This window comes from Acinetobacter tianfuensis (assembly GCF_003611465.1).
Taxonomy (GTDB): Bacteria; Pseudomonadota; Gammaproteobacteria; order Pseudomonadales; family Moraxellaceae; genus Acinetobacter; species Acinetobacter tianfuensis.
The window spans coordinates 26404-47536 of record NZ_RAXV01000013.1 but is presented as its reverse complement, the minus strand read 5'-3'; the positions used below and the strand labels follow the sequence as shown (position 1 = coordinate 47536).

Genomic DNA, 21133 nt, shown 5'->3' with positions numbered 1-21133 from the left:
TTTCTGCTGCACCAGTAGATTTGGGATAATGCCGTAAATAGAAAACAGTCAGATTTTCTAAAAATAAGTTATGTACTGAGTTGTTGCGATGTGGAAAAAAATAAGAGTTCTGTGTTTGCTGACAGTGCTGCTGATTGTTGCGGTGAATGCCTATAAAGATAAAAATCAGGACTGGAACAAGCCAGTATTTGTTTTATTGCATCCAATTAATGCAGATGGCAGGGCAAGCACTCAGAGTTATATTCAAAGCTTATCTGAGCGGGATTTACAGGCAGCGCAGCAATATTTGCAAACAGCATCGCAGCAGTACCGCGGACAACAGGTTTATTTTTATTTTAAGCTTGGCCGTGAACTGAAAGTAATGCCTCCAAAAGTGCCAGATCCGGCAGGCATATTCGATGTGATGCTTTGGAGCCTCAAATTCCGTTTTTATGCATGGAAGCAAAAACAAAGCTCAGACGGGCCTGCAAGCCTAACTTTGTTTTTAAACTATTATGACCCTGTAAAAACACGGGAACTCAAGCACTCGACAGCTTTAGAAAATGGGCGGATTGGTTCAGTGAATCTATTTGCATCTGTCAAGCAAAGCGAACCAAACAAAGTGGTGCTGGTACATGAGCTGCTGCATGCTTTTGGCGCTGCAGATAAATATGATTTAGCCACAGGGCAGCCGCTGTTTCCTGCCGGTTATGCTTACCCAGATCAGCAGCCGTTATTTCCGCAGGCAAAAGCTGAGCTGATGGCTGGACATGTTCCAGTTTCTCAGAGTAAGAGTAAAATGCCGAATGGTTTGGATCAGACGCTAATTAATGCGCAAACAGCTCAGGAAATTGGCTGGATAAAATAATGCCCTGCGGATCATTGAAAACTTATCTGCATCCTAGTTATGCAGATAAAAAATGCGCATAACTTTTCTATACTTTAGCTGGATACAGGATCATGTTAAAACAGTTGTATTCCATCTAGGATTGAGTATAAAAAATGAGAACAGTCGGAAATGATATTGTCAGACATCAGCTGCATGAAAACCGAAAATGGTATCTTAGCTTAGGTGTTTTGTTGACGCTCTTTGGCGTTTTTTTGCTGCTGTCCTTACCTTTTGCCACGCTTTCCGTTATCTTTATCTTTGGGGTGCTGATGATGATTGGCGGCGTACTGCATTTTATTGCGGCATTTAAAATATTCAGCGGCGGTTTCCGCTGGTTCTGGGCGCTGTTTGGACTGCTGTACTTGGCTGCAGGCTATTATGCATTTACAACACCTGTAAAAACGGCAATTGTATTGACCAATATTCTCGCTGTTGTATTGATTATTGCTGGTGTAATACGCATGTTCAACGCACTGCTGTTTAGAGTCATGCAGGGCTGGGGGTGGACATTTCTTTCGGGTTTGCTGACGTTTATTGCTGGTGTAGTTATTCTAATTTCACCAGATGCGCCGTTTTGGGTTCTTGGCTTATTTTTAGCCGTGGATATTTTATTTCAAGGCATTAACTATTTATCATTTGCTTCCTATATTAAGCATCAGCTGCCAAAAAGTTCTGCAGATGAGTAACGCAGATGCAGGCGGAGTGGGTTGAGGTTTAAAAAGAGCGCGAGATAGCGCTCTTTTTTTAGATTCAAACTTAGGGTTTGACGGTATAACGGCTGCTGATGGCGATGCGGTTCCATGCATTAATCACAATAGACAGCCATTCAATCGCGCTGACTTGGGCATCAGTTAAAAATGGCAGCGCATCTTCATAAACGGCATCAGGAACTTGGCTTGCAGAGATCAATGTAATCGCTTCTATTAAACTTAACGCAGCGCGTTCTGCTGCTGTGAAATATTCAGTTTCGCGCCATGCATTCAGCAGACTGACTCTGTCGATGGATTCACCCGTTTTTAATGCATCCTGTGTATGCAGGCGAATACAAAATGCGCATTGGTTGAGTTGTGACGCGCGCAGTTTCAGCAAATGCGCAAAGCCTTCATCCAGCTGCGCTTCTTGTATTTTTTGCATCGCCAGCGCATCCAGTTCTGCAACTTTTTTGTATAGGTCGGGTGCAGATTGACCGAGGTTAATTCGAGACATGGATATTCTTCTAAGACCAAATTTTATTTCAGTCTAAAGGAAAATAAGGTGAAAACATGTTTAACTGGCAATAATCCATGAAAAAAACACAGCATGAAAATATTTGTTTTAGCGCCAGACTCATTTAAAGAAAGTATGTCAGCAGAGCAGGCCTGTGATGTTATGCAGCGTGCAATTTTACAGCTTATACCTGATGCACAGATCATCGCAGTGCCAATGGCAGATGGCGGCGAGGGAACTGTGGATGCATTACTCAGTGTTTGCCATGGGCAAAAAGTTGAGATAGAGCTTGCAGGACCTTTGCCAAATCAACGTATTGTTACTTATTTCGGTCTTATTGATGCAGGGCAAACTGCAGTGATTGAAATGGCAAAAGCGAATGGTATTCATCTTGTGAGTTTGGCTGAGCGCAATCCTTTGCTTACATCGACTTATGGCACAGGTGAAATGATCAAAGCCGCTTTAGCGCATGGTGTGAAGAGGATCATTATTGGTTTGGGAGGCAGTGTGACCAATGATGGCGGTGCGGGTATGGCGCAGGCATTGGGTGCTAAATTCTTCAATCATCAAGGTGCAGAAATTGCTGTTTGTGGCGGAAACTTGCATCAAACCGTACAGATCGATGTGACTCAACTTGATCCTCGTTTAGCGCAGACCGAAATCATAATCGCCAGTGATGTGAATAATCCGCTGTGCGGTCAAAAGGGCGCATCTTATGTCTTTGGCCCGCAAAAAGGTGCAACAGCAGAAATGGTCGAACAGCTGGATGCCAATCTCAGCCATTGTGCGGATATTGTTGAAAGCGCGCTTGAGAAAAAATTGCGACATACAGCAGGTGCGGGAGCTGCAGGTGGTCTGGGTTTTGGCCTTATGGCGTTTGCAGGTGCATTGATCCAATCTGGCGTAGAGCTGATGGTTGAGCAGACTCAGCTGGCGCAGAAAATTGCGCAGGCGGATTATGTGCTGACGGGCGAAGGCAAAATCGATTTTCAGACCCAATTTGGCAAAACGCCGTATGGCGTTGCTCAGGCCGCAAAGGGTTTGAATAAACCAGTGATTGCATTTGCTGGCGTCGTTGGTGAGGGGATTGAAAATTTATATGAGCTGGGCTTTAGCCAAATTATCGGGATTAATCCGCCTGACTGCAGTTTGCAGGATGCGCTAAAAAATGCGGAGAAAAATTTAGAACAGAGCGTGAAGGTTTTTGTTCAGACTTTGCTTGATGCAAAGTGATGCCATTTTTTCTGTTTCCGCCTTTGAGCTGATTTTTCTTCATGAAGTTTTCTGCAGTCAGCTCTGTTAAACTACGCGTCTATTTAGCACGATGAGACACCATGAGTTTAGCCAGCCTGATTGATGAATTAAATCCGCAGCAAAAACAAGCAGCCACAACTGAAACACAGCACAGTTTGGTCTTGGCGGGTGCGGGCTGCGGCAAAACCAAAACCATCGTGGCGCGTGCGGCCTACCTGATTGATCAGGGTGTACCTGCCAATCAAATTCAAATTTTAACCTTTACCCGCCGTGCCGCCAGTGAAATTGTGGCGCGTGTAGAGATGGCATTGGGTGAACAGGCCAAAGGCTTGCGTGCATCGACTTTTCACACTTTCTGCATGTATCTGCTGCGCCGTATTCCAAATGCTTTTGGCTTAGAGCAATTTTCGATTATTGACCGTGATGATCAGATGATGCTGTTCCGCCTGATTCGCGGTAAAGATGATAAGAAAAATCCGAATCAGCTGCCAAAGCCGAAAGAGCTTTGCGACCTCTATTCTTTTGCGCGAAATACCCGTCAAAAACTCAGTTTGGCTTTAGAAAAACAGCTGCCTGAATTTTTGGATATGAAAGATGAAATTGCGGAGGTCATGAAGGAATATGAAAACCGCAAGCGTGCGCGCAGCTTCTTAGATTATGATGATATTTTAGCCGTTGTGGCTTCTGCATTGGCACAGTCCGAAGGCCTGGCGGATTATGTTTCGTCTATTTGCCAGCACATGCTGGTGGATGAAATGCAGGACACCAACCCATTGCAATGGGCGCTGCTTGAACCTTTAAAAGACAAAGTGCATTTGTTCTGTGTTGGCGATGACGCGCAGTCTATTTATGGCTTCCGCGGTGCAGACTTTGAAAATATCCACCATTTTAAAGAGCGCGTGCCAAATGCGCAGATTTTTAAATTGGAAAAAAACTACCGATCAACACAGGAAATTTTAGACCTGTCGAACTGGCTGCTGGACCAAAGTTCCATCAAATATGATAAACGTTTAGATGCCTGCCGCGGTGAAGGCATTAAGCCGAAAATGCATATTTTCCCGAATGAATTTGATGAAGCGAAATGGATTGCGATTGATATTAAAGAGCGCCATTACTTGCAAGGCGCCAAGTGGAATGATCATATGGTTTTGGTGCGTTCAAGTTTTGCGGCCCGCCATATTGAAGCTGCCTGCATTGCGGCCAATATTCCTTACCGTTTTATTGGCGGCATGAAACTGCTTGAAACGGCGCATGTAAAAGATTTACTGAGTTTATTACGTGTAGTGGCGAATCCGCTGGATGACATCGCATGGATGCGCTTTTTGACCTTATGGAATGGCGTAGGCGATGTTGGCGCAAGCAAGCTGTCTCATCAACTGCTGCTTGAGCCAGAAATGGATGCGATTGCGCAGAAGCTGGAAAAATTTGGCAAAGTTCCGGATCAAGCCATCCTCATGATGAAGCAAATGATGGTGATCCGTCATGAAGTTAAAGAATGCGTCAGTTTGGCTATTCAAGCGATTGAAGAACAGCTGTCTGAAAACTACAAGAAAGACTGGAACCGCCGTCAGGGTGATTTTGAACTGGTGAAGCAGCTGGCGTCTAAGCATGGTCAGCTCAGTGAGTTTTTAGAAGAATACGTGCTTGATCCAATGTCTATTTCTGAGATTGAACGTCAGTCTGAAGATGATGTGGTGACTTTGATTACGATTCATTCGGCTAAAGGCACAGAGCAGAAAGTCTGTTATGTTGCGAACGTTTCTGCAGGCCAATACCCGCATGCGCGTGCGCAGGGTGACTTTGATGATGTTGAAGAAGAGCGCCGTGTGTTGTATGTGGCATTAACCCGTGCGCAGAATGAACTGATTTTGACCAAGCAAAACTTAAATATGTGGGCGCGGGATACGGTTGATGAGCAGGGCCGTAAAGTTGAAAGCTATTTCTTGAATGATTTAACCCGCAATTTGTGCACTTCGGAAACGCACTATAAGCAGCGTGAACAAACGGTCAAAACGGCATTAATTGAACGTAAGTCGATTAATTTAGATTTTGGTATCGATCTCGATTAAAATAGCAGATTGACGTGATTTAGCACGCAAGTTCAAAAAGCAAAAATAGGCAAATGCTTTTTGATGATGCTGCCTATTTGGAAAAATGAATGAATATTTTAGTACGTAACTTAGAGCGCTCGGTGACAGAAGCGGAATTGCTTGAATTGTTCAAGCCATTTGGCAAGGTTGAGTCTGCTGTGGTAGTCACGGAGAAAGACACAGGCAAGTCAAAAGGTTTTGGCTTTGTAGAGATGCCAAATGGCCGTGAAGCGGTGAAAGCAATCAAAGGCTTGAACACGCTGAAAGTAAAAGGCATGGGCATTCGCGTAAAAGCAGCGGAAGACAAACCGCAAGCGTAAATGAAAAAGGGAGCAGTAATTGCTCCTTTTTTTATGGGCTGATAATGAAAAAATATATGCCGCACTGTCTGCGCTGCAGTTATCAGGTCAATTGATCCGCCAAGTGCGGTTTATGCAAAATGTGCAATCTATTTCATTGAAATCGATCATCCATAATATTTATTGTGATTTTCATAAAATTAAGTTTAAGCTTGAGCAAGCGCTGATAGCCAAAATTTAGGAATTATTTTCATGTCTCGTGTTGCCCGTTTTCATGCTGACCGTACTAATCAAAAATTGTATTTTGCCCGTCTTTCATGCCAGCAGGCAGAGCAGACAGAACATATTCAGCAAGCGCAGGCGCACCGTGAAGCCGCAGTTTTTCATTTGCATGGCGCAGTTTTAGCATTTTTGCAGGAGCTGGTGCGTTATTACCGTTTAAATGACTTCAGCCCGACTTTAAAATCTATCGAAGATGCGATGGCGCAAAAAGGTCAGGTTTCTCCAGAGATTTCTGTTCTGCAGAAATTGGCAAAGGATGGTTTTATTGCTGAACTGAAACGCGCATACCGCATGTGTCAGTATGCGCCTGAACCCAGTACGCCAGAGCCAGAAGATGAAACATCGTCAAACTTAATTATCAAAGTGACGCAATCCCCGCAAGCATGGCTGCCAGATACGCATATTTTACGTGAATGGCATCGTGACCTGACGCAGCTGATTGACGGTTTCCGCAATGAGATGGTTGAATTTTAAACCTGATACTCGGCGCTTGAATTTTCAAAAGTGACCCCGATATATAATAATCTAAGCAATGCAAAGCGCGAATGCCTTTGCCACCATGTTGCACATGGAGGACCTATGTCTATAGAGCAATTGAAAGAATTATTTGGAAATCAGGAAGCCGTTTTAGAGCTGGTTCAGCTGGAAGGCGGCGAGTTGGCGCTGCGCAATGCTGGATCTGAAAAAGAGCCTTTGGTGACTATCCAATTTAATGAAGAAGTAAAAGCGATTTTGGGGGATCAGACACCTGTCATTGCACAGCACATGATCCAAGCTGCGCTGTATTGTCTGCTGGAAAAGCAGGTCAATGAGTGGCAAGCGGAAATTGTCGACGAAAAACCGCAATTTATGAGTTAATACTAAAAAAGTAAAAAACGCGCTGTTCAAGCGCGTTTTTTATTGAGCCGGAAGCAGCTTAGTGGCTAGGCGCTTCATGATGCGCAATTTGAATTTGGTTTAAAATATGGTTGCTCATATTTTTCGCCATTTCCTCTTTGGCGTAATACACTTCGCCAATATTATCCTTACGGATGACTTCAGCTTCTTCTTTACTGGCAGCGCAGACTAAGACTTGAATCTGAGGATTCAGAGTTTTCGCAATATCCACAATTTTATGAATATCTAAAATATCCATAGGGGAAAGCACCAGCAGGCGGGCATGCTGAATATGGGCCTGAATCAGCACGCTCGGCTCAGTTGCAATACCTGATACTGCCGCAATGCCTTTTTCACGCAGATTTTCTACAATTTCACGGTTTTCTTCGGCAATCACGACTTTAATGTTCTGTTCCATTAATGTGCGGGTGATACGGCGGCCGACTTCACCATGACCGACAATCACCACTTGATCGCGTAAATAATCCTGAGAGACTTCATCCGGTAGCATTGCTAACGGGTCACCGCTGCGTTCCAGCATACGCGCAAGGGTAGAGCGTTCACGGATCCATTTTTGAATCGGCTCAATTGCAGAGAAAATGAATGTATTGAGCGTAATGGAGATTAATGCGCCGGCTAAAATCAGGTTTTGCCCTTCTACGGAGAGCAACTTCAGGGAAACGCCTAGTGCGGCTAAAATGAAAGAGAACTCGCCAATTTGCGCAAGTGAAGCGCCAACAGTCAAAGCGGTATTGATTGGATAGCGGAAAAACAGCACCAGCGCCATCGCAGCGATGGTTTTACCCACCATAATAATGCCGGCAACGGCCAGTACATGTAGCGGCTGCTCAATTAAGATGCGCGGGTCAAACAGCATGCCGACAGAAACAAAGAACAGAATGGCAAAAATTTCACGCAGCGGCAGGGTTTCTTCCTCTGCGCGGTGGCTGAAGTCAGACTCTTTGACCACCATGCCAGCAAAGAATGCGCCCAGCGCCATCGAAACGCCAAAGACTTTATAGGCGCCGAAAGCAATTGAGATGGCGGCGGCAACAACCGTCAGCGTAAATAGTTCCCGAGAACCTAAACGCGCCACAATTTGCATGATTTTAGGCACTAGGCGCTTGCCGATAATCAGCATGAAGGCAATAAAGCCAGTCACTTTTAATAAGGTTATAGCTAAAGTCAGCCAGATATTTTCGTTGCTGTCAGTGCCCTCCAGCGCTTGACCGCCTAAAAGTACAGCAGTTGCAGGCAATAGCACCAAAGCCAGCACCATGACTAAATCTTCCACCAGCAGCCAGCCCACGGCAATTTTACCGTTTACAGATTCCAGCAGGCCGCGGTCGCCTAAGGCTTTGAGTAAGACAACTGTACTGGCGCAAGATAAACTTAAGCCAAAAATGAGTGCCGAGCCAAAACTCCAGCCCCAAAACATAGAGACGCCCATACCGAGCAGGGTTGCTACTGCAATTTGCAGAATAGCGCCAGGCAAGGCGATACGGCGGACCTGCATCAAATCATTGAGTGAAAAGTGCATGCCTACGCCAAACATGAGGAACATGACCCCAAGTTCGGCTAATTGATTGGCGAGGTGAATGTCGCCGACAATACCCGGTGTGTTTGGGCTAATAATAATACCGGCAATTAAATATCCGATCAGCGGGGGGAGGCGTAAACGGGCAGCGATATAGCCAAATACAAGGGCTAAGCCGAAACCAACCGCAAGTAAAATAATGAGTTCTACATCATGTGGCACTAAAAACTCCTTAAGCCAAAGTTAAGGGTAAAAAGAATAAGCACAAGTAATGCCAAGAATGAGGGAAAGTGTAGCAAGATGCATAAAAAAAATGCAAAAAAAAACGACCATAGAAGGTCGTCTTTTTTTTCAAATCACTAAAATTATTTGATTTTAGCTTCTTTGAAAATCACGTGTTGACGGATTTTTGGATCAAATTTTTTGATTTCCATTTTTTCCGGCATAGTACGTTTGTTTTTAGTAGTGGTATAGAAATAACCTGTACCAGCTGTAGAAACTAAGCGAATCTTATCACGCATTGTCCTGACTCCTTACTTAGATCTTTTGACCTTGAGCACGCAGGTCAGCAACAACCTTTTCAATGCCCAATTTGTCGATAATACGCATACCTTTTGTAGTTAGACGAAGACGTACGAAACGTTTTTCGGTTTCTAACCAGAAACGGTGGTGGTGCAGGTTCGGCTCGAACCGGCGCTTAGTTTTGTTGTTGGCGTGTGAGACGTTGTTACCAACGACTGGACGCTTGCCGGTAACTTGGCAAACCTTAGACATGGTGTAACTCCATTGATTTAGCCAACAGCAAATCTGTATGGCCAGTCAAAAATAAACGGATTGAATTCATTCAAGGGGCGTTTTATAACAAAAATACGCTTAAAAGACAAGCGATTTTGAATAAAAACCGACATGAGCTAGTGCAATAGCTCATGCCTTGATCATTTAACGAAGAAGCGTCTTCGAAATTAGCTTGTGAATCGGCTTATTAAACGGCGGCAGAATGAATTTTAAGCTATACAGCTTAGGATTCGACATTACCGAACGTTCATGCGACAAACTAAAGAAACCTTCAGGACCATGATACTTGCCCATGCCTGAAGCACCGACACCGCCAAATGGCAGATCATCCTGTGCAACATGAGTGAGTACCGTGTTCTGTCCGAAGTGTCCAGAATGGGTACGTTCTGCGACATAATCGGAGCGCGCTTGGTCAAAGTCGAAGTAGTATAATGCAAGTGGACGCGGACGGCTATTAATAAAGTCAATTACATCGTCAATTTGATCATATTCCATGATAGGCAAAATTGGCCCAAAGATTTCATTTTGCATAATTTGCATATCTGGCGTGATTCCAGTCAGCAAAGTTGGCGCAATTTTACGCACAGCAGCGACATCTTCATTTGCAGGATTAACTTCAATGATTTGCGCGCCTTGTTCACGGGCATCTTCTAAATAGCCTTGCAGGCGGTTGTACTGTTTATCATTAATAATTGAAGTGTAATCCTGATTGTCTGCCAAATGCGGATACATGCCTTCTGCATATGTTTTAAAATGGTCAATAAACTCTGCAGTTTTGCCTCGGGGCAGGAACATATAGTCTGGCGCTACACAGGTTTGACCCGCATTCCAGAGTTTACCGACAGCCAAACGTTCTGCTACGTCCTGCAGGCTGATAGACGGATGCACCAATACTGGCGACTTGCCGCCAAGTTCTAAAATCACTGGAACTAAATTTTCTGCTGCCGCAGCCATCACGGTTTTACCGACATTGGTTGAACCAGTGAAAATCATTTTGTCAAAAGCCAAATGGCTGAAGGCATCTGAGATTTCGCCGCCGCCATTAATGACTGCGACCAGTTCTTGCGGAAAAGCTTCAGCCAAGGCTTTTTCTAAAACAAAACCAAAAGCGGCAGAGGCGCTGGAAATTTTAATCATGGCATGGTTGCCGGCAGCTAAAGCGCAGATCAGCGGGCCAATTGATAGCAGCAGCGGGTAGTTCCATGGCGTAATAATACCGATCACACCTAAGGGCTGATACTGTACCCAGCCTTTTGCCGGCTGATGGATAATGCCGATGTGGCGCTTAGAAGGTTTCATCCAGCCAGTTAAGTTTTTGCTGTAATATTTAATGTGCTCAAGGCAAGTCAGCAGTTCGCCAATTTTAGTTTCACTGATCGAACGGTTGCCGTAGTCTTGATTTATAGCTTCAGCAAATTGATCTTGATACTTAACTAAGATACGCTTAAGCCTAGCCAAACGGTCGATGCGTTCTTTAGCTGTAGGCAGCGGGTAGCGCAAATAAGCATTTTTTTGCTGTTCAAGCACATCGTGAAGGTGCTGGATTTCAAAGGAATGTGGTGTCATTGATGTTGTTTTAGTCTGACTGTTCATGCCGCACGACCATTTTCAAAGAGCGAATCATTATTTTTTAGAGTAAATACTCTAAAGAGTCAAGTTACTTTATGTATTGCTAGACTAATACATTGAATTTATGGTTGTTTTAGGATGTCCCACACAAAAACGCTGAAAACCAAAGAACGTATTTTACAGCTGAGCCTTCAGCTGTTTAATGAGCGTGGAGAACGTTCTGTTACGACTAACCATATTGCCGCTGAATTGGGCATGAGCCCGGGCAATCTGTATTATCATTTCCGTAACAAAAGTGAAATTATCAAAGAGCTGATGGAGCAGTACCAAAAGGAAACTTTGGAAATGCTGGCTTTACCTGATGACCGTCCGCTGGATGCGAATGATAAAATCCGTTATTTTCAAGTGCTGAGCAGTCAGTTGTGGGCATATCGGTTTTTGCATCGTGATGTTTATCATCTTGTTGAAAATAACGAAGATTTTAGGAAGATGTATCCGCGGTTTGCGGGCCAGGTGATGCAGCAGGGGCAAAAAATTTATAAAGCCTTTGTCGATGCAGGCCTGATGGAAATGACCAATTCTGAAATTGAGGCATTGGTGATTAACTTATGGATTGTCCTTACTAACTGGACGAACTTTCTTTATATGTCAGGTCATATTACAGACTCGAATACTTTGGAAGAAAAGTGGGTTTGGCAGGCGCTGCGTCAAATGGTATTTTTAGAAGGGGCTTACTTACGCGGTGAAAGCCGTCAGACCTATGAGCACTTGCTGCAAACCATGGGTGAGTCAGAGCTGTTTGCCAGTTTGTCGCTGTCTAAGTTGGATAGTGATGAGTCTGACTGACCGCTGATGGTTTAGCTTTAAAAAGCCGTATTGCATATCAATACGGCTTTTTTTATTGTTAAGAAAAACTGAAATCTAGGCTGTATTTCGCTGCTGAATGAATCAATAGGGGAAGGCTGAAGGAATGTTTTCTATGCCCTATTTAGTCTGGCTTTAAAACGCGCTAGAATACTTGGCTTATTTTATGAATTGAATTTAGCGATACACACCAAAATGAATATGTCGACTGCAAATACTGCACGCTTGCTCATTACCTGTGAAGATAAGCCAGGGATTGTGCAGGCTGTATCGAGCTTTTTGTATCATCATGGAGCAAATATTACAGCACTTGATCAATACGCAACGGAAGCTCAGGGCGGACGTTATTTCATGCGTGTTGAGTTTGAACTGGATAATTTGCAAAGCCGTAAAGAGAGCTTAACTCAAACTTTTACTGCAAATGTGGCAGCGCGTTATGATATGCAATGGCGTTTGGCATTGGTTACCGATGTTAAAAAAGTCGGTATTTTGGTATCGAAAGTGGACCATGCGCTGCTTGAGCTGCTGTGGCGCCATGCCCGCGGCGGTCTAGCTTGCGAAATTACTAAAGTGGTTTCAAACCATGAAGATTTGCGTGAGTCAGTCGAAAACTTCGGTATTCCATTTGAAGTCGTGCCTGTAAATAAAGAAAATAAACGCGAAGCCTATACAAAAATTGATGAGCTGATGCAAGGCAATGATTTGCTGGTACTTGCACGCTACATGCAGATTTTGGATGAAGAATTTGTGCAAAAGTGGGAAATGAAAGTGATCAATATTCACCATTCTTTCCTGCCGGCGTTTGTGGGCGCGAACCCATACAAGCAAGCGTATGAAAAAGGCGTGAAGCTGATTGGCGCAACAGCGCACTACGTGACTGCTGATTTGGATCAAGGTCCGATTATCGAGCAGGATGTAGAGCGTGTGAACCATGACTTTACCGTTGAACAGCTGCGTGAACTGGGGCAAGACGTAGAGCGTAATGTTTTAGCGCGTGCTGTAAAATGGCATTTGGAAGACCGTATTATTGTCGATGGCAATAAAACAGTGGTTTTCCAATAATTCTTTGTAAGTAAAGATATAAAAAGGCATACTTTGAGTATGCCTTTTTTCTTGATTCAAAAAAGCCATAAAAGTGATCAAATTAATAGTTGCAAATGAAAACACTTCTCATTTATCATGGTGCCACTTTAATTGTGCAAACCGATGAGTTTGATTGTGAATTCATCATTTTGACCGCAATTGTTTGTTCAAGGTAACTGTTTTAATGAATCCATCTTCTGCTCCAATGATGCAAGATCCAAATTCGAAGAAAAAGAAAGTCATGGCTGCGCTTGCTGCGGTAGTCATTGGCCATGTTGGAGTATTGTGGGCAGTCGGTCAGATGAAAGCGCCTGAATTAAAGTCAATAGATAAAGAACCGATGAAAGTCCGCTTTGTAAAGCTTGAAGAAGCGCCAAAACCTTTGCCGCCTAAGCCAAAGCAGGAACCAAAGAAAGAACCGCCTCCGCCGAAAGAGGTGAAAGTTGTAGATAAGCCTTTACCGCCTCCGCCAAAAAAAGTGGAAAAAGTGCAACAGGTGAAAAAGGCTGAAACGCCAAAACCAGCAGTAAAACCTGTTCAGACGCCAGAGAAGCCAGCGCCTGTTGTTTCAACAGTTGTGTCTGAAACGAAAGTTCAAGCGCCTGCGCCGACCCCTGTCACCCAGCCCGCACCTGTGACTCAGCCTGTGCCTTCAGCACCTAAAAATGTAAGTTTAGGCGGCGGTGTTTCTTGGCTGCGTGCGCCAAAAGTGAGTTTTGCTGGCGGTGAACTTAAATCATCATGTTCGATGGTGGTGGCAATTTCAGCCAATGAGCAAGGTAAAGTCATTGCTGCTGATGCAAAGAATTCAAGCTGCGGCCCGGCCGTCAACCGTAAAGTGATTGCTGCGGTGAAACGTGCTCAGCTAACCAAATATGTTGAAAATGGTGTGGCATATTCTACGCGTGTAGAGCAGCCTTTTGATTTTCAGCTTAAATAACCGGCTAACCCATTAGGAGTTCAAATATGAACTTTTCAGTTTATTGGCAGCATGCAGATGCGGTCAGCAAATCGTTGTATTTTGTACTGCTGGCAATGTCTATTGCGACATGGACTATTTTCGTTTTGCGCATTATGGGCACTCGCCAATTAAAACAGCTGGCGTATACACGTCTTTCTGATGCGTTGTCTGCGCTGAAAGCAAAACTGTCTCCGCTGAATTTTGAGCAGCGCAAAGCTGTTGCTGAGCAAGCTCTGCTGCGCCAAATTTCTGCTGAAAAGGCCAGCGCTGAAAAGGGTGTTGCGGTTTTAGGTACAATTGCTTCTCTAGCGCCGTTTGTCGGTCTTTTCGGTACGGTATGGGGCATCTTCCATGCGCTGGTTGCCGTAGGCAAAAGCGGTCAGGCTGGCCTTGCTCAAGTTGCAACACCAGTCGGCGAGGCGCTGATTATGACAGGCCTTGGCCTGGCAGTCGCAATTCCTGCAGTTTTGGCCTATAACATTTGTATGCGTTTTAACCGCGGTTTGGCGCATGAGCTTCAAGATCAGGCGCATAGCTTGCTGATTGACACAATGCTGCAGCAGGATTCTGCAAAAAAAGCTGAAGTAAAAACAGCGCAAGAAAGTTTAGTTGGAGGTCAAGCTTAATGGCTTTTCAATTGGGTGAAGACAACGATGCTGGCATGAATGAGATGAATCTCATTCCGCTCATCGATATTATGCTGGTATTGATGATCATCTTCTTGGTGACTGCAACCGTTGCCAACCCATCAATTCCATTAACCTTACCGCAAACAACTGCTGAAGTTGTGGATCTGCCGCCTGAAAATATCACGATCAGCATTAATGCTGCGGGGGATGTGGCATGGAATGGTGATGTGCTGACATTAGATGCTTTAGAAAACCGCTTAAATGAAGCGGGAAAAGCTGAACGTCAGCCCACGATTGTACTGAAGGCAGATAAAGAATCACGTTATGATACAGTTGCGCAAGTGATGTCACGTGCGAGTGGAGCCGGACTCAGTGATATTGCCTTTGCAACGGATAACTAATCTGCAGTATTGTTTGAGAATTAAAAAAGCAGCCAAACGGCTGCTTTTTTAATTCTGAGATTTTAATTATCTGTTTTCAGCAAGTCTTTAAATTTGTTTTGCAGTTTTATCAGTTTTGGCGGAATAGCAAAATTGCAGTAGCCTTGTGTTGGGTTGCGGGCAAAAAAGTTCTGGTGATATTCCTCTGCGGTGTGAAAGGTTGGTGCAGGGCTGACTTCTGTGACAATGTTCAATCCATCCGCTTTTAAGGCTGCAATTGCTTGTTCTGCCGGAGTTTGCTGGCTGTCATCCATCAAATAAATCACTGAGCGGTATTGTGTGCCGACATCATTGCCTTGGCGGTTCAGTGTTGTCGGGTCATGTGTTGCAAAGAATACATCCAGCAGCTGTGCAAAGCTGATCTGAGATTCATCAAAGTCAATTAAAATCACTTCAGCATGATTGGTCGTGCCTGTGCAGATATCATCATAGCTTGGATTTGGAGTATGGCCGCCAGCATAGCCGCTGACCACGCGGCTTACGCCTTTAAGCTGCAGAAATACTGCTTCTGTGCACCAAAAACAGCCGCCGCCGAATAGAGCTTGTTGCATATAAAAACCTAGCGTAATTTTATCATTCTAAAGTGAAATATAAGGGCAAAAGCATGAACTGCAAGCGCCAGCTTACAGCTCAGTAACAGAAAAGCCTGCAAATGCAGGCTTTTTGGGGGGGAGTTAACGCGGCTGTACAGCACTTTCAAATTGGATCAATAGGTTGCCGTGGCGGTCCAGCAGTTTGAGCGTTTTGCCATAAGCCTGATAGTGAGTCACTTTCGCAATTGCTTGGTTAAACTCGCTGTCGATCCCGCCATTGTTGACGCAGGCCATACGCGTACCTGCCATTTGGCTTAACTGCAGTGTGTCTCTGCCTGCAGCATAAGCGCCAACGAGACGGTTGCAGCCATCTGAACCGGAAACATTTTTTGTTGCTTCATCAAATTGCAGGCTCGGAATATTGTGCGCTTGCGGTGTTTTTTTAATTTCGGTATTGCCAATTTGAGTGGCAATCCAAGTACGGTTTTGCAGCAGCTGCAAACTCTGAGCAGTCTGTACGTCGGCTGCAGAAGGCAGAGAGCTCTGGCAGCCAGAAAGAATGGCAGCAGATCCCAGTGCGCAAATAATAACGAGCTGTTTTAACATCAAGAGTCTCTCTTATTTTTTAGTGAACTTATGTTATATAAACAAATATATAGCATAAGCTCCAGTTAAATTTGTATCATTCTTTTAAGCGCTTATGGCGCAGTATTTTGTGTGTCCAGCGGCAGGCCTTCACGCAGCAGCGTCGAGTACTGCGAACTGCTGAGGCTGTGCATTTTTTGCACCTTTGGATTGACATGCGCTTGCTGATACCACTGAGTGATATTCCACTGGTGAGAAATGGCGTTGAGATCGTATAGATAATTGGGCAGATAGCCCGAAGCCAGCAGGCGGTAGTCCACAGGCAATTGGTGCTGGTTGACCGCTTGGGCCATGTCAAAGACGAGGGTTGTGCAGTTGCTGGTCAGGGTGTTATACCATTTCGGTTCAGCATTCAAATCATCAATTTTTGATAAGTATTCTTCAAACAGCGCTTTGCGTGCGGCAGGCGCCATTTGTACAGGGAAAAAATACACTTGTTCGCCGCGGGTATTGCTTCGCGTGTAGATAATATCTTTTTCATCAGCGGCAATCAGGCTGAGTTCATATTTACGGAAAAATCCGCCAATTGCAGAAAAGTCTTCGCCTTTTTCTTTACGGATTTCAATGGAAAATGTCAAAGGCTTAGCATTGGCAAAATCAAAGCTGACCAATGTATGGGCAATTTTAGGCCCCATCCAGTAAGAGGTAATAATACTGACACCAGTAATTTGGTTCAGATCAAATTGGCGTGTTTCCCAGTGTTCTGTATAACTGCCGTCTTTATGCCAGTCAAAATTGCGGACATTATGCAGCGTGACATGATTGCCATTTTTTTCATAATGCAGCATTTGTGCAACTTCAGGATTCCAGTCTCGGTCTTGTTTCGCTTCTAAGCTGAAATACCAGCCGAGGGTCAGCAAAAATGCAACGATGTAAATCACGGCATCTAAGGAACGGTTAACGATGTGTGAGGCATAAATACCCAAAACACAAAGCGCAAATGCAGTCCAAGCGCCAATGGCAATACGGCTGAACAGCCAGCTGATCGGCTCTTGCATCCAAAGTGCTAAACACAGCCAAGCCGAAGAACACGGCACCAAGACAGTAAAGGCTGTATGCCAAAGCCTTAAAGCAAAAGTTTTAAATTTTGATTTTCCTGTAGGGCTGTTCTGCATAGTTGGCTGTATTTAGAAGTTATTTGCTTTATTTTCGGTACGTTGCGAACTCAAAAGCAACCCCGGTTTTGTCGTCAATATGCTGCTCAGATTGCACTTTTTGGAAAGCAGCTGGAATTTCAGGGTAATGTGCATCGCCTTGTACATCTAACTCTACGTGCGTCAGCTCTAAACGGTCTGCAATATCTATGGTTTGCTTAAAAATTTCACCGCCGCCAATAATGAAAATACTGTTCGGCTTTTCTGATGCCTGTACATCAGCGACTGCTTGAGCCAATGCATCTTCAATGCTGTAAGCGACTTTAGTACCTTCAAAATGCCATGCTGTGTCGCGGGTAATGACCCAATTCACGCGTTTAGGTAAAGTACGCCCCATAGATTCAAGGGTTTTACGGCCCATGACCACCACGCCGCCTTGGGTGATTTCTTTAAAATGTTTGAGGTCGGCAGAAATATGCCAAGGCAGGTCATTTCCTTTGCCGATACAGCGCTGCTGATCCATAGCGACCACGTGTACGACTTCTAAATCTTGAAATGCCATGCTTAAATCCTAAAATACTTTTTCAATACTGCCTATTAAAATGCAAAATCCCGCTTTTCGCAAAGCGGGATTTCAGATGGTATCTGCAGCCTGAGATTTTATACTGCAACAGGCGCTTTAATGCCCGGATGTGATTCATAGCCGGCGATTTCAATGTCTTCAAATTTGAAGTCAAACAGGTCGGTCACAGCTGGGTTAAGCTTCAGCTGGCATTGAGCCAAAGGCTCGCGGCTGAGCTGCAGCTGCGCTTGTTCAAAGTGGTTGGCATATAAATGTGTATCACCGCCTGTCCAAACAAAATCACCCACACCAAGGCCGCAAACTTGCGCAATCATGTGCGTCAGCAGCGCATAGCTGGCAATGTTAAACGGTACGCCAAGGAAAACGTCAGCACTGCGCTGATACAGCTGGCATGACAGTTTGCCGTCTTGTACAAAAAACTGGAACAGCGTATGGCAAGGCGGAAGCGCAACATTGCCAGCTTCATTTGGGTTCCAGCCAGACACGATTAAACGGCGTGAATTTGGATTGGTTTTAATTTCATTGATCAGCCATGCAATTTGGTCAAAGCCGTCGCTGTTAAAAGAACCGTCAGCATTTTTAGTCGCGCCGAAATTGCGCCATTGATGGCCGTAAACAGGGCCCAGCTCACCTTCTGGACGGCCAAAACGTGCAGTTTGTTCCGCAGTCGACCATTCATCCCAAATGCTGACTTTGTTGTCCTGCAGGTACTTGACGTTGGTATCGCCTTTTAGGAACCAAAGCAGTTCAATCACAATTGAGCGGAAATGAACTTTTTTGGTGGTCAGCAGCGGAAAGCCTTTAGAAAGGTCAAAGCGCATTTGGTGACCAAAAACAGAACGTGTACCTGTACCTGTACGGTCACCTTTGTCGCCGCCGTTGTCAAGGATGTGCTGTAATAGGTCTAAATATTGGCGCATGCCGCTCTCATTTGAATAAACTCTTGCCGCATATCTTAGCGGTTTTTGCTGATTTCGAAAACCGCCAAAAGCAGCTGTCTGGTGTGAAACTCTTTCCTGAATTTGTACTGCATAAGCGGCAAAGAAATAAGTTTTGTATCCGATGAGGTTTAAATTTAAATGTGCAATGTTGATTTTAAAATAAATTTTAATCACTCATTTTTTTAAAAAAATTTCCTTACATTTTTTAGGTGATTATTTCATTTAACAAGGGTACTATCGCAGCTGTTTTTTAATGCTAAGCTCAGTCAAAAATGATTGCAGGGGAGGTTTTTGCGGTAAATGGCTTATGATCAAAGCGTGGACATGCAGAGTGTGCATGCGCCAGTTCCAGCCCAAATCGTGATCCGTTCGCAGCAAGGCAAACCGCCAAGCGCTCAGGACAGAAAACCCGCGAAAGCGCAAGAAAGCCAGTATAAAAATATATTTGGCAGCAATGGTCAGCGGATTGATATTGACCGTTTTGCACAGAAGCTCCGCAATATTACTGCGATGAGCAGTTCACAGCGCTGTGCCCGCAGTGTGCGTATTGCATTGGAATCTGCTGGCGCGAAGTTTAACGGTCATCCTGTTGCGGCAGCTGACTGGGGCAGCACATTGCAAAAAGTCGGTTTTGAGCGTATTAATTTAGCTTTTGACCGTCCGCAAAAAGGTGATATTTATATTATTAAGCGTACGCAAAAGCATGTATATGGCCACATTGCGGCTTATACAGGTTCACATTGGGTTTCTGACTACCGCCAGCGCGGCTATGCCGTTTATAAAGACCCGAACGTGCGCTATGAATACTACAGGCCGAGCAAATAAATTTTAAAGATGCGTTTATACCGTGCCGCGCTAATTGAAGCGTTTGGCGCGGTTTTCGTATATAGACACTAAAAATAAACCGATGGCGCTAAAGCCAACACATTGCAGCGCTAAAATCAGCTGCTGTTCTTGCGGTAAATTCATGCTGATCACTGTCAGTGCAATAACTGGCCAAAGCGTTGCTGCGGTTTTTAATTTGTGTGCATAAGCATGATTTTTTCCTAATTTTTGCAGAGCCTGATGCGTGATGTGCATGCCCAGACCGACAGCTAAACTGAAAGCTGCGAATAGCGGGCTCAGCTGCTGGATACTGGAGCAGTAGTAAATCAGCGCGCAAACTGCAATGCATACAGCCAATTTGATTTCACGTGTACAGCGCGGGGAATACCAAAAATCCAGCACGGTTAATCTGCCTTAGGCGGCTGATTTTGATTCAGCAAAGACAGCGGTGAAAATAGGCAAATGGCCAGCGCCATAAAGCCAATCCCTTGTGCGCCTGGCAGTAAAATTTCACCGTCTTGCATATGCATGAAAATCAGCGCCAGCAGCAATGCAATGGGAACCCATGTGAGAATGCGGTAAGGCAAACCCGTTGGATTATGCATAGCAAAATGAATTTTACAGTAGCGGCAAATCAGAAAAATAATGCCTGTACCGAGGAACATTAAAATGGCATCAAGCTGAAGCGGTTCCATCCAATACAAAACTGCTGTAGATGCCGCAATCAGGGTAAAAATGATGAATTTCTTAATGACTGAAATTTGAGGGTTAAACCAAAATTCGAGCATGTTGCAGCGTATCTTATTTAAGAGAAGCAAAACTGTAGCATACAATGAACTGAAAAATGCAAAGCAAAAAAAGCGGAGCATATGCTCCGCTGAATGACTTATCTCGATTTAGGCATTATTTTTGTTCGGGCCCCAGTCATAGATTTTTTTCTGGTAGGCATACCACATCATCCAAAGCCCGATCAAAATCATTGGAACGGTCAGGAATTGGCCTTTGCTCATCCAGCCGATAAACAGCTGGCCATTGTCCGGCTCACGGAAGAACTCAATCACAAAGCGCGCAATGCCGTAGCCAATGAGGAACAGCGCAGAAACTGCAAAACGCGGTCTAGGTTTCGAACTGAACCACCACAGCACAATAAACAAAATTAAACCTTCACACAGCGCTTGATACAGCTGAGAAGGGTGACGCACCAGCTGCAGCGGGTCTGTAGGGAAAATCATACCCAAAGCAAAATTTGGATCACTGACTTGACGGCCATACAATTCACCGCCGATAAAGTTGCCAATACGGCCAAACATTAAACCTGTCGGGACGCAGGGCGCAATAAAATCCAAAGTTTGAAACCAAGTCATTTTATATTTTTTGCACCACAGCAGCATGGCGATCATGACGCCAAGGAAGCCGCCGTGAAAACTCATGCCGCCTGTCCAGACTTGGAATAGCCAAAGCGGATTAGCAAGGAATTGTTCGAAGCCGTAAAAGAAAACATAGCCGGCACGGCCGCCAAGAACAACACCCAGTGCGCCGTAAAAAATCAGGTCTGAAACCATGTCCGGTGTCCAGCCGCGCTGTTTGGCGCGGAAAGTTGCAAGGCCCCATGCAAATAAAAAGGCCAAAAGGTACATCAGTCCGTACCAGTGTACTTGCAGCGGCCCCAAAGAGACGGCAACAGGATCAATATTCGGGTAGGTCAGCATTGCTGCTCCTTATCATTTTGTTTTGCACAGATTTTAGCTGAATGTGATGA

26 protein-coding genes are annotated in these 21133 nt (G+C 44.7%); 13 read left to right on the top strand and 13 right to left on the bottom strand.

Annotated elements, in window-relative coordinates:
- Positions 1–88: 88 nt before the first annotated feature.
- Entirely contained in the window at positions 89–847 is a 759-nt protein-coding gene (locus D7V32_RS07525; RefSeq protein WP_120402271.1) for a hypothetical protein, read from the top strand.
- A 134-nt stretch (positions 848–981) separates the two neighbouring features.
- Entirely contained in the window at positions 982–1554 is a 573-nt protein-coding gene (locus D7V32_RS07520) for an HdeD family acid-resistance protein (protein WP_120402270.1), read from the top strand.
- 70 nt (positions 1555–1624) lie between these two features.
- Here D7V32_RS07520 and D7V32_RS07515 read toward each other — a convergent pair whose 3' ends face one another.
- On the bottom strand, positions 1625–2074 hold the full coding sequence (locus D7V32_RS07515; protein WP_120402269.1) for a carboxymuconolactone decarboxylase family protein: 450 nt from the start codon (positions 2072–2074) through the stop codon (positions 1625–1627).
- Between the two features lie 93 nt (positions 2075–2167).
- On the opposite strand from D7V32_RS07515, the gene D7V32_RS07510 reads away from it, so the two are divergent.
- The 5 genes from D7V32_RS07510 to D7V32_RS07485 all read left to right on the top strand — a co-directional run bounded on the left by D7V32_RS07510 (position 2168) and on the right by D7V32_RS07485 (position 6857).
- Positions 2168–3307, top strand: coding sequence for a glycerate kinase (locus tag D7V32_RS07510; RefSeq protein WP_120402268.1), 1140 nt, complete (start codon positions 2168–2170; stop codon positions 3305–3307).
- A gap of 101 nt (positions 3308–3408) precedes the next feature.
- Positions 3409–5397 (top strand): ATP-dependent helicase, encoded by a 1989-nt coding sequence (locus tag D7V32_RS07505; RefSeq protein ID WP_120402267.1) that lies wholly within the window; start codon positions 3409–3411, stop codon positions 5395–5397.
- Between the two features lie 89 nt (positions 5398–5486).
- The gene (locus D7V32_RS07500; protein ID WP_120402266.1) at positions 5487–5738 is read left to right on the top strand and encodes an RNA recognition motif domain-containing protein; all 252 of its coding nucleotides are present in this window, start codon (positions 5487–5489) and stop codon (positions 5736–5738) included.
- 231 nt (positions 5739–5969) lie between these two features.
- Positions 5970–6473, top strand: a complete 504-nt coding sequence (locus D7V32_RS07490) for a DUF6586 family protein (protein WP_120402264.1) — start codon at positions 5970–5972, stop codon at positions 6471–6473.
- 105 nt (positions 6474–6578) lie between these two features.
- Entirely contained in the window at positions 6579–6857 is a 279-nt protein-coding gene (locus tag D7V32_RS07485) for a hypothetical protein (protein ID WP_120402263.1), read from the top strand.
- A gap of 58 nt (positions 6858–6915) precedes the next feature.
- Here the strand turns inward: D7V32_RS07485 and D7V32_RS07480 are convergent, their stop codons facing one another.
- The 4 genes from D7V32_RS07480 to D7V32_RS07465 all read right to left on the bottom strand — a co-directional run bounded on the left by D7V32_RS07480 (position 6916) and on the right by D7V32_RS07465 (position 10800).
- Positions 6916–8634: a cation:proton antiporter gene (locus D7V32_RS07480; protein ID WP_120402262.1), complete on the bottom strand. Its 1719-nt coding sequence runs from the start codon at positions 8632–8634 to the stop codon at positions 6916–6918.
- 143 nt (positions 8635–8777) lie between these two features.
- The gene (gene rpmG, locus D7V32_RS07475) at positions 8778–8933 is read right to left on the bottom strand and encodes a 50S ribosomal protein L33 (protein ID WP_003654787.1); all 156 of its coding nucleotides are present in this window, start codon (positions 8931–8933) and stop codon (positions 8778–8780) included.
- Between the two features lie 16 nt (positions 8934–8949).
- Complete coding sequence (gene rpmB / locus D7V32_RS07470; RefSeq protein WP_053578814.1) at positions 8950–9186, bottom strand: 50S ribosomal protein L28; 237 nt, start codon at positions 9184–9186, stop codon at positions 8950–8952.
- Positions 9187–9351: 165 nt separating this feature from the next.
- Positions 9352–10800 carry a coniferyl aldehyde dehydrogenase gene (locus tag D7V32_RS07465; RefSeq protein WP_120402261.1) on the bottom strand — a complete coding sequence of 483 codons (1449 nt, stop codon included), beginning with the start codon at positions 10798–10800 and terminating at the stop codon, positions 9352–9354.
- Positions 10801–10914: 114 nt separating this feature from the next.
- On the opposite strand from D7V32_RS07465, the gene D7V32_RS07460 reads away from it, so the two are divergent.
- From D7V32_RS07460 to D7V32_RS07440, 5 genes are all read left to right on the top strand, one after another.
- Positions 10915–11622 carry a TetR/AcrR family transcriptional regulator gene (locus tag D7V32_RS07460; RefSeq protein ID WP_120402260.1) on the top strand — a complete coding sequence of 236 codons (708 nt, stop codon included), beginning with the start codon at positions 10915–10917 and terminating at the stop codon, positions 11620–11622.
- 213 nt (positions 11623–11835) lie between these two features.
- Entirely contained in the window at positions 11836–12702 is an 867-nt protein-coding gene (gene purU, locus D7V32_RS07455) for a formyltetrahydrofolate deformylase (RefSeq protein ID WP_120402259.1), read from the top strand.
- 205 nt (positions 12703–12907) lie between these two features.
- A complete protein-coding gene (locus tag D7V32_RS07450; protein WP_120402258.1) occupies positions 12908–13663 on the top strand; it encodes an energy transducer TonB in 756 nt (251 codons plus the stop codon).
- A gap of 26 nt (positions 13664–13689) precedes the next feature.
- Positions 13690–14310: a MotA/TolQ/ExbB proton channel family protein gene (locus D7V32_RS07445; RefSeq protein WP_120402257.1), complete on the top strand. Its 621-nt coding sequence runs from the start codon at positions 13690–13692 to the stop codon at positions 14308–14310.
- Positions 14310–14714, top strand: coding sequence for an ExbD/TolR family protein (locus tag D7V32_RS07440; protein WP_120402256.1), 405 nt, complete (start codon positions 14310–14312; stop codon positions 14712–14714). Before D7V32_RS07445 ends, D7V32_RS07440 begins: the two co-directional genes overlap by 1 nt.
- A 62-nt stretch (positions 14715–14776) precedes the next feature.
- Here the strand turns inward: D7V32_RS07440 and msrA are convergent, their stop codons facing one another.
- From msrA to thyA, 5 genes are all read right to left on the bottom strand, one after another.
- Complete coding sequence (gene msrA / locus D7V32_RS07435; protein WP_120402255.1) at positions 14777–15304, bottom strand: peptide-methionine (S)-S-oxide reductase MsrA; 528 nt, start codon at positions 15302–15304, stop codon at positions 14777–14779.
- Between the two features lie 123 nt (positions 15305–15427).
- On the bottom strand, positions 15428–15892 hold the full coding sequence (locus tag D7V32_RS07430; RefSeq protein ID WP_120402254.1) for an META domain-containing protein: 465 nt from the start codon (positions 15890–15892) through the stop codon (positions 15428–15430).
- Between the two features lie 92 nt (positions 15893–15984).
- A complete protein-coding gene (locus D7V32_RS07425; RefSeq protein ID WP_120402253.1) occupies positions 15985–17046 on the bottom strand; it encodes an Lnb N-terminal periplasmic domain-containing protein in 1062 nt (353 codons plus the stop codon).
- Between the two features lie 28 nt (positions 17047–17074).
- Entirely contained in the window at positions 17075–17587 is a 513-nt protein-coding gene (locus tag D7V32_RS07420) for a dihydrofolate reductase (RefSeq protein ID WP_120402252.1), read from the bottom strand.
- Positions 17588–17685: 98 nt separating this feature from the next.
- Entirely contained in the window at positions 17686–18528 is an 843-nt protein-coding gene (thyA, locus tag D7V32_RS07415) for a thymidylate synthase (protein WP_120402300.1), read from the bottom strand.
- A gap of 321 nt (positions 18529–18849) precedes the next feature.
- Between thyA and D7V32_RS07410 the strand changes: the two genes are divergently transcribed.
- Complete coding sequence (locus D7V32_RS07410; RefSeq protein WP_120402251.1) at positions 18850–19374, top strand: CHAP domain-containing protein; 525 nt, start codon at positions 18850–18852, stop codon at positions 19372–19374.
- Between the two features lie 30 nt (positions 19375–19404).
- Here the strand turns inward: D7V32_RS07410 and D7V32_RS07405 are convergent, their stop codons facing one another.
- From D7V32_RS07405 to lgt, 3 genes are all read right to left on the bottom strand, one after another.
- Entirely contained in the window at positions 19405–19776 is a 372-nt protein-coding gene (locus D7V32_RS07405; RefSeq protein ID WP_120402250.1) for a hypothetical protein, read from the bottom strand.
- A 2-nt stretch (positions 19777–19778) separates the two neighbouring features.
- Entirely contained in the window at positions 19779–20162 is a 384-nt protein-coding gene (locus D7V32_RS07400; RefSeq protein WP_120402299.1) for a hypothetical protein, read from the bottom strand.
- A gap of 108 nt (positions 20163–20270) precedes the next feature.
- On the bottom strand, positions 20271–21083 hold the full coding sequence (lgt, locus tag D7V32_RS07395; RefSeq protein WP_120402249.1) for a prolipoprotein diacylglyceryl transferase: 813 nt from the start codon (positions 21081–21083) through the stop codon (positions 20271–20273).
- Between the last annotated feature and the right edge of the window lie 50 nt (positions 21084–21133).

Bases quoted from the DNA above. Each gene is read 5' to 3' on its own strand.
- D7V32_RS07525 (WP_120402271.1), top strand. From the start codon at position 89: ATGTGGAAAAAAATAAGAGTTCTGTGTTTGCTGACAGTGCTGCTGATT.
- D7V32_RS07520 (WP_120402270.1), top strand. From the start codon at position 982: ATGAGAACAGTCGGAAATGATATTGTCAGACATCAGCTGCATGAAAAC.
- D7V32_RS07515 (WP_120402269.1), bottom strand. From the start codon at position 2,074: ATGTCTCGAATTAACCTCGGTCAATCTGCACCCGACCTATACAAAAAA.
- D7V32_RS07510 (WP_120402268.1), top strand. From the start codon at position 2,168: ATGAAAATATTTGTTTTAGCGCCAGACTCATTTAAAGAAAGTATGTCA.
- D7V32_RS07505 (WP_120402267.1), top strand. From the start codon at position 3,409: ATGAGTTTAGCCAGCCTGATTGATGAATTAAATCCGCAGCAAAAACAA.
- D7V32_RS07500 (WP_120402266.1), top strand. From the start codon at position 5,487: ATGAATATTTTAGTACGTAACTTAGAGCGCTCGGTGACAGAAGCGGAA.
- D7V32_RS07490 (WP_120402264.1), top strand. From the start codon at position 5,970: ATGTCTCGTGTTGCCCGTTTTCATGCTGACCGTACTAATCAAAAATTG.
- D7V32_RS07485 (WP_120402263.1), top strand. From the start codon at position 6,579: ATGTCTATAGAGCAATTGAAAGAATTATTTGGAAATCAGGAAGCCGTT.
- rpmG (WP_003654787.1), bottom strand. From the start codon at position 8,933: ATGCGTGATAAGATTCGCTTAGTTTCTACAGCTGGTACAGGTTATTTC.
- rpmB (WP_053578814.1), bottom strand. From the start codon at position 9,186: ATGTCTAAGGTTTGCCAAGTTACCGGCAAGCGTCCAGTCGTTGGTAAC.
- D7V32_RS07465 (WP_120402261.1), bottom strand. From the start codon at position 10,800: ATGAACAGTCAGACTAAAACAACATCAATGACACCACATTCCTTTGAA.
- D7V32_RS07460 (WP_120402260.1), top strand. From the start codon at position 10,915: ATGTCCCACACAAAAACGCTGAAAACCAAAGAACGTATTTTACAGCTG.
- purU (WP_120402259.1), top strand. From the start codon at position 11,836: ATGAATATGTCGACTGCAAATACTGCACGCTTGCTCATTACCTGTGAA.
- D7V32_RS07450 (WP_120402258.1), top strand. From the start codon at position 12,908: ATGAATCCATCTTCTGCTCCAATGATGCAAGATCCAAATTCGAAGAAA.
- D7V32_RS07445 (WP_120402257.1), top strand. From the start codon at position 13,690: ATGAACTTTTCAGTTTATTGGCAGCATGCAGATGCGGTCAGCAAATCG.
- D7V32_RS07440 (WP_120402256.1), top strand. From the start codon at position 14,310: ATGGCTTTTCAATTGGGTGAAGACAACGATGCTGGCATGAATGAGATG.
- msrA (WP_120402255.1), bottom strand. From the start codon at position 15,304: ATGCAACAAGCTCTATTCGGCGGCGGCTGTTTTTGGTGCACAGAAGCA.
- D7V32_RS07430 (WP_120402254.1), bottom strand. From the start codon at position 15,892: ATGTTAAAACAGCTCGTTATTATTTGCGCACTGGGATCTGCTGCCATT.
- D7V32_RS07425 (WP_120402253.1), bottom strand. From the start codon at position 17,046: ATGCAGAACAGCCCTACAGGAAAATCAAAATTTAAAACTTTTGCTTTA.
- D7V32_RS07420 (WP_120402252.1), bottom strand. From the start codon at position 17,587: ATGGCATTTCAAGATTTAGAAGTCGTACACGTGGTCGCTATGGATCAG.
- thyA (WP_120402300.1), bottom strand. From the start codon at position 18,528: ATGCGCCAATATTTAGACCTATTACAGCACATCCTTGACAACGGCGGC.
- D7V32_RS07410 (WP_120402251.1), top strand. From the start codon at position 18,850: ATGGCTTATGATCAAAGCGTGGACATGCAGAGTGTGCATGCGCCAGTT.
- D7V32_RS07400 (WP_120402299.1), bottom strand. From the start codon at position 20,162: ATGCTCGAATTTTGGTTTAACCCTCAAATTTCAGTCATTAAGAAATTC.
- lgt (WP_120402249.1), bottom strand. From the start codon at position 21,083: ATGCTGACCTACCCGAATATTGATCCTGTTGCCGTCTCTTTGGGGCCG.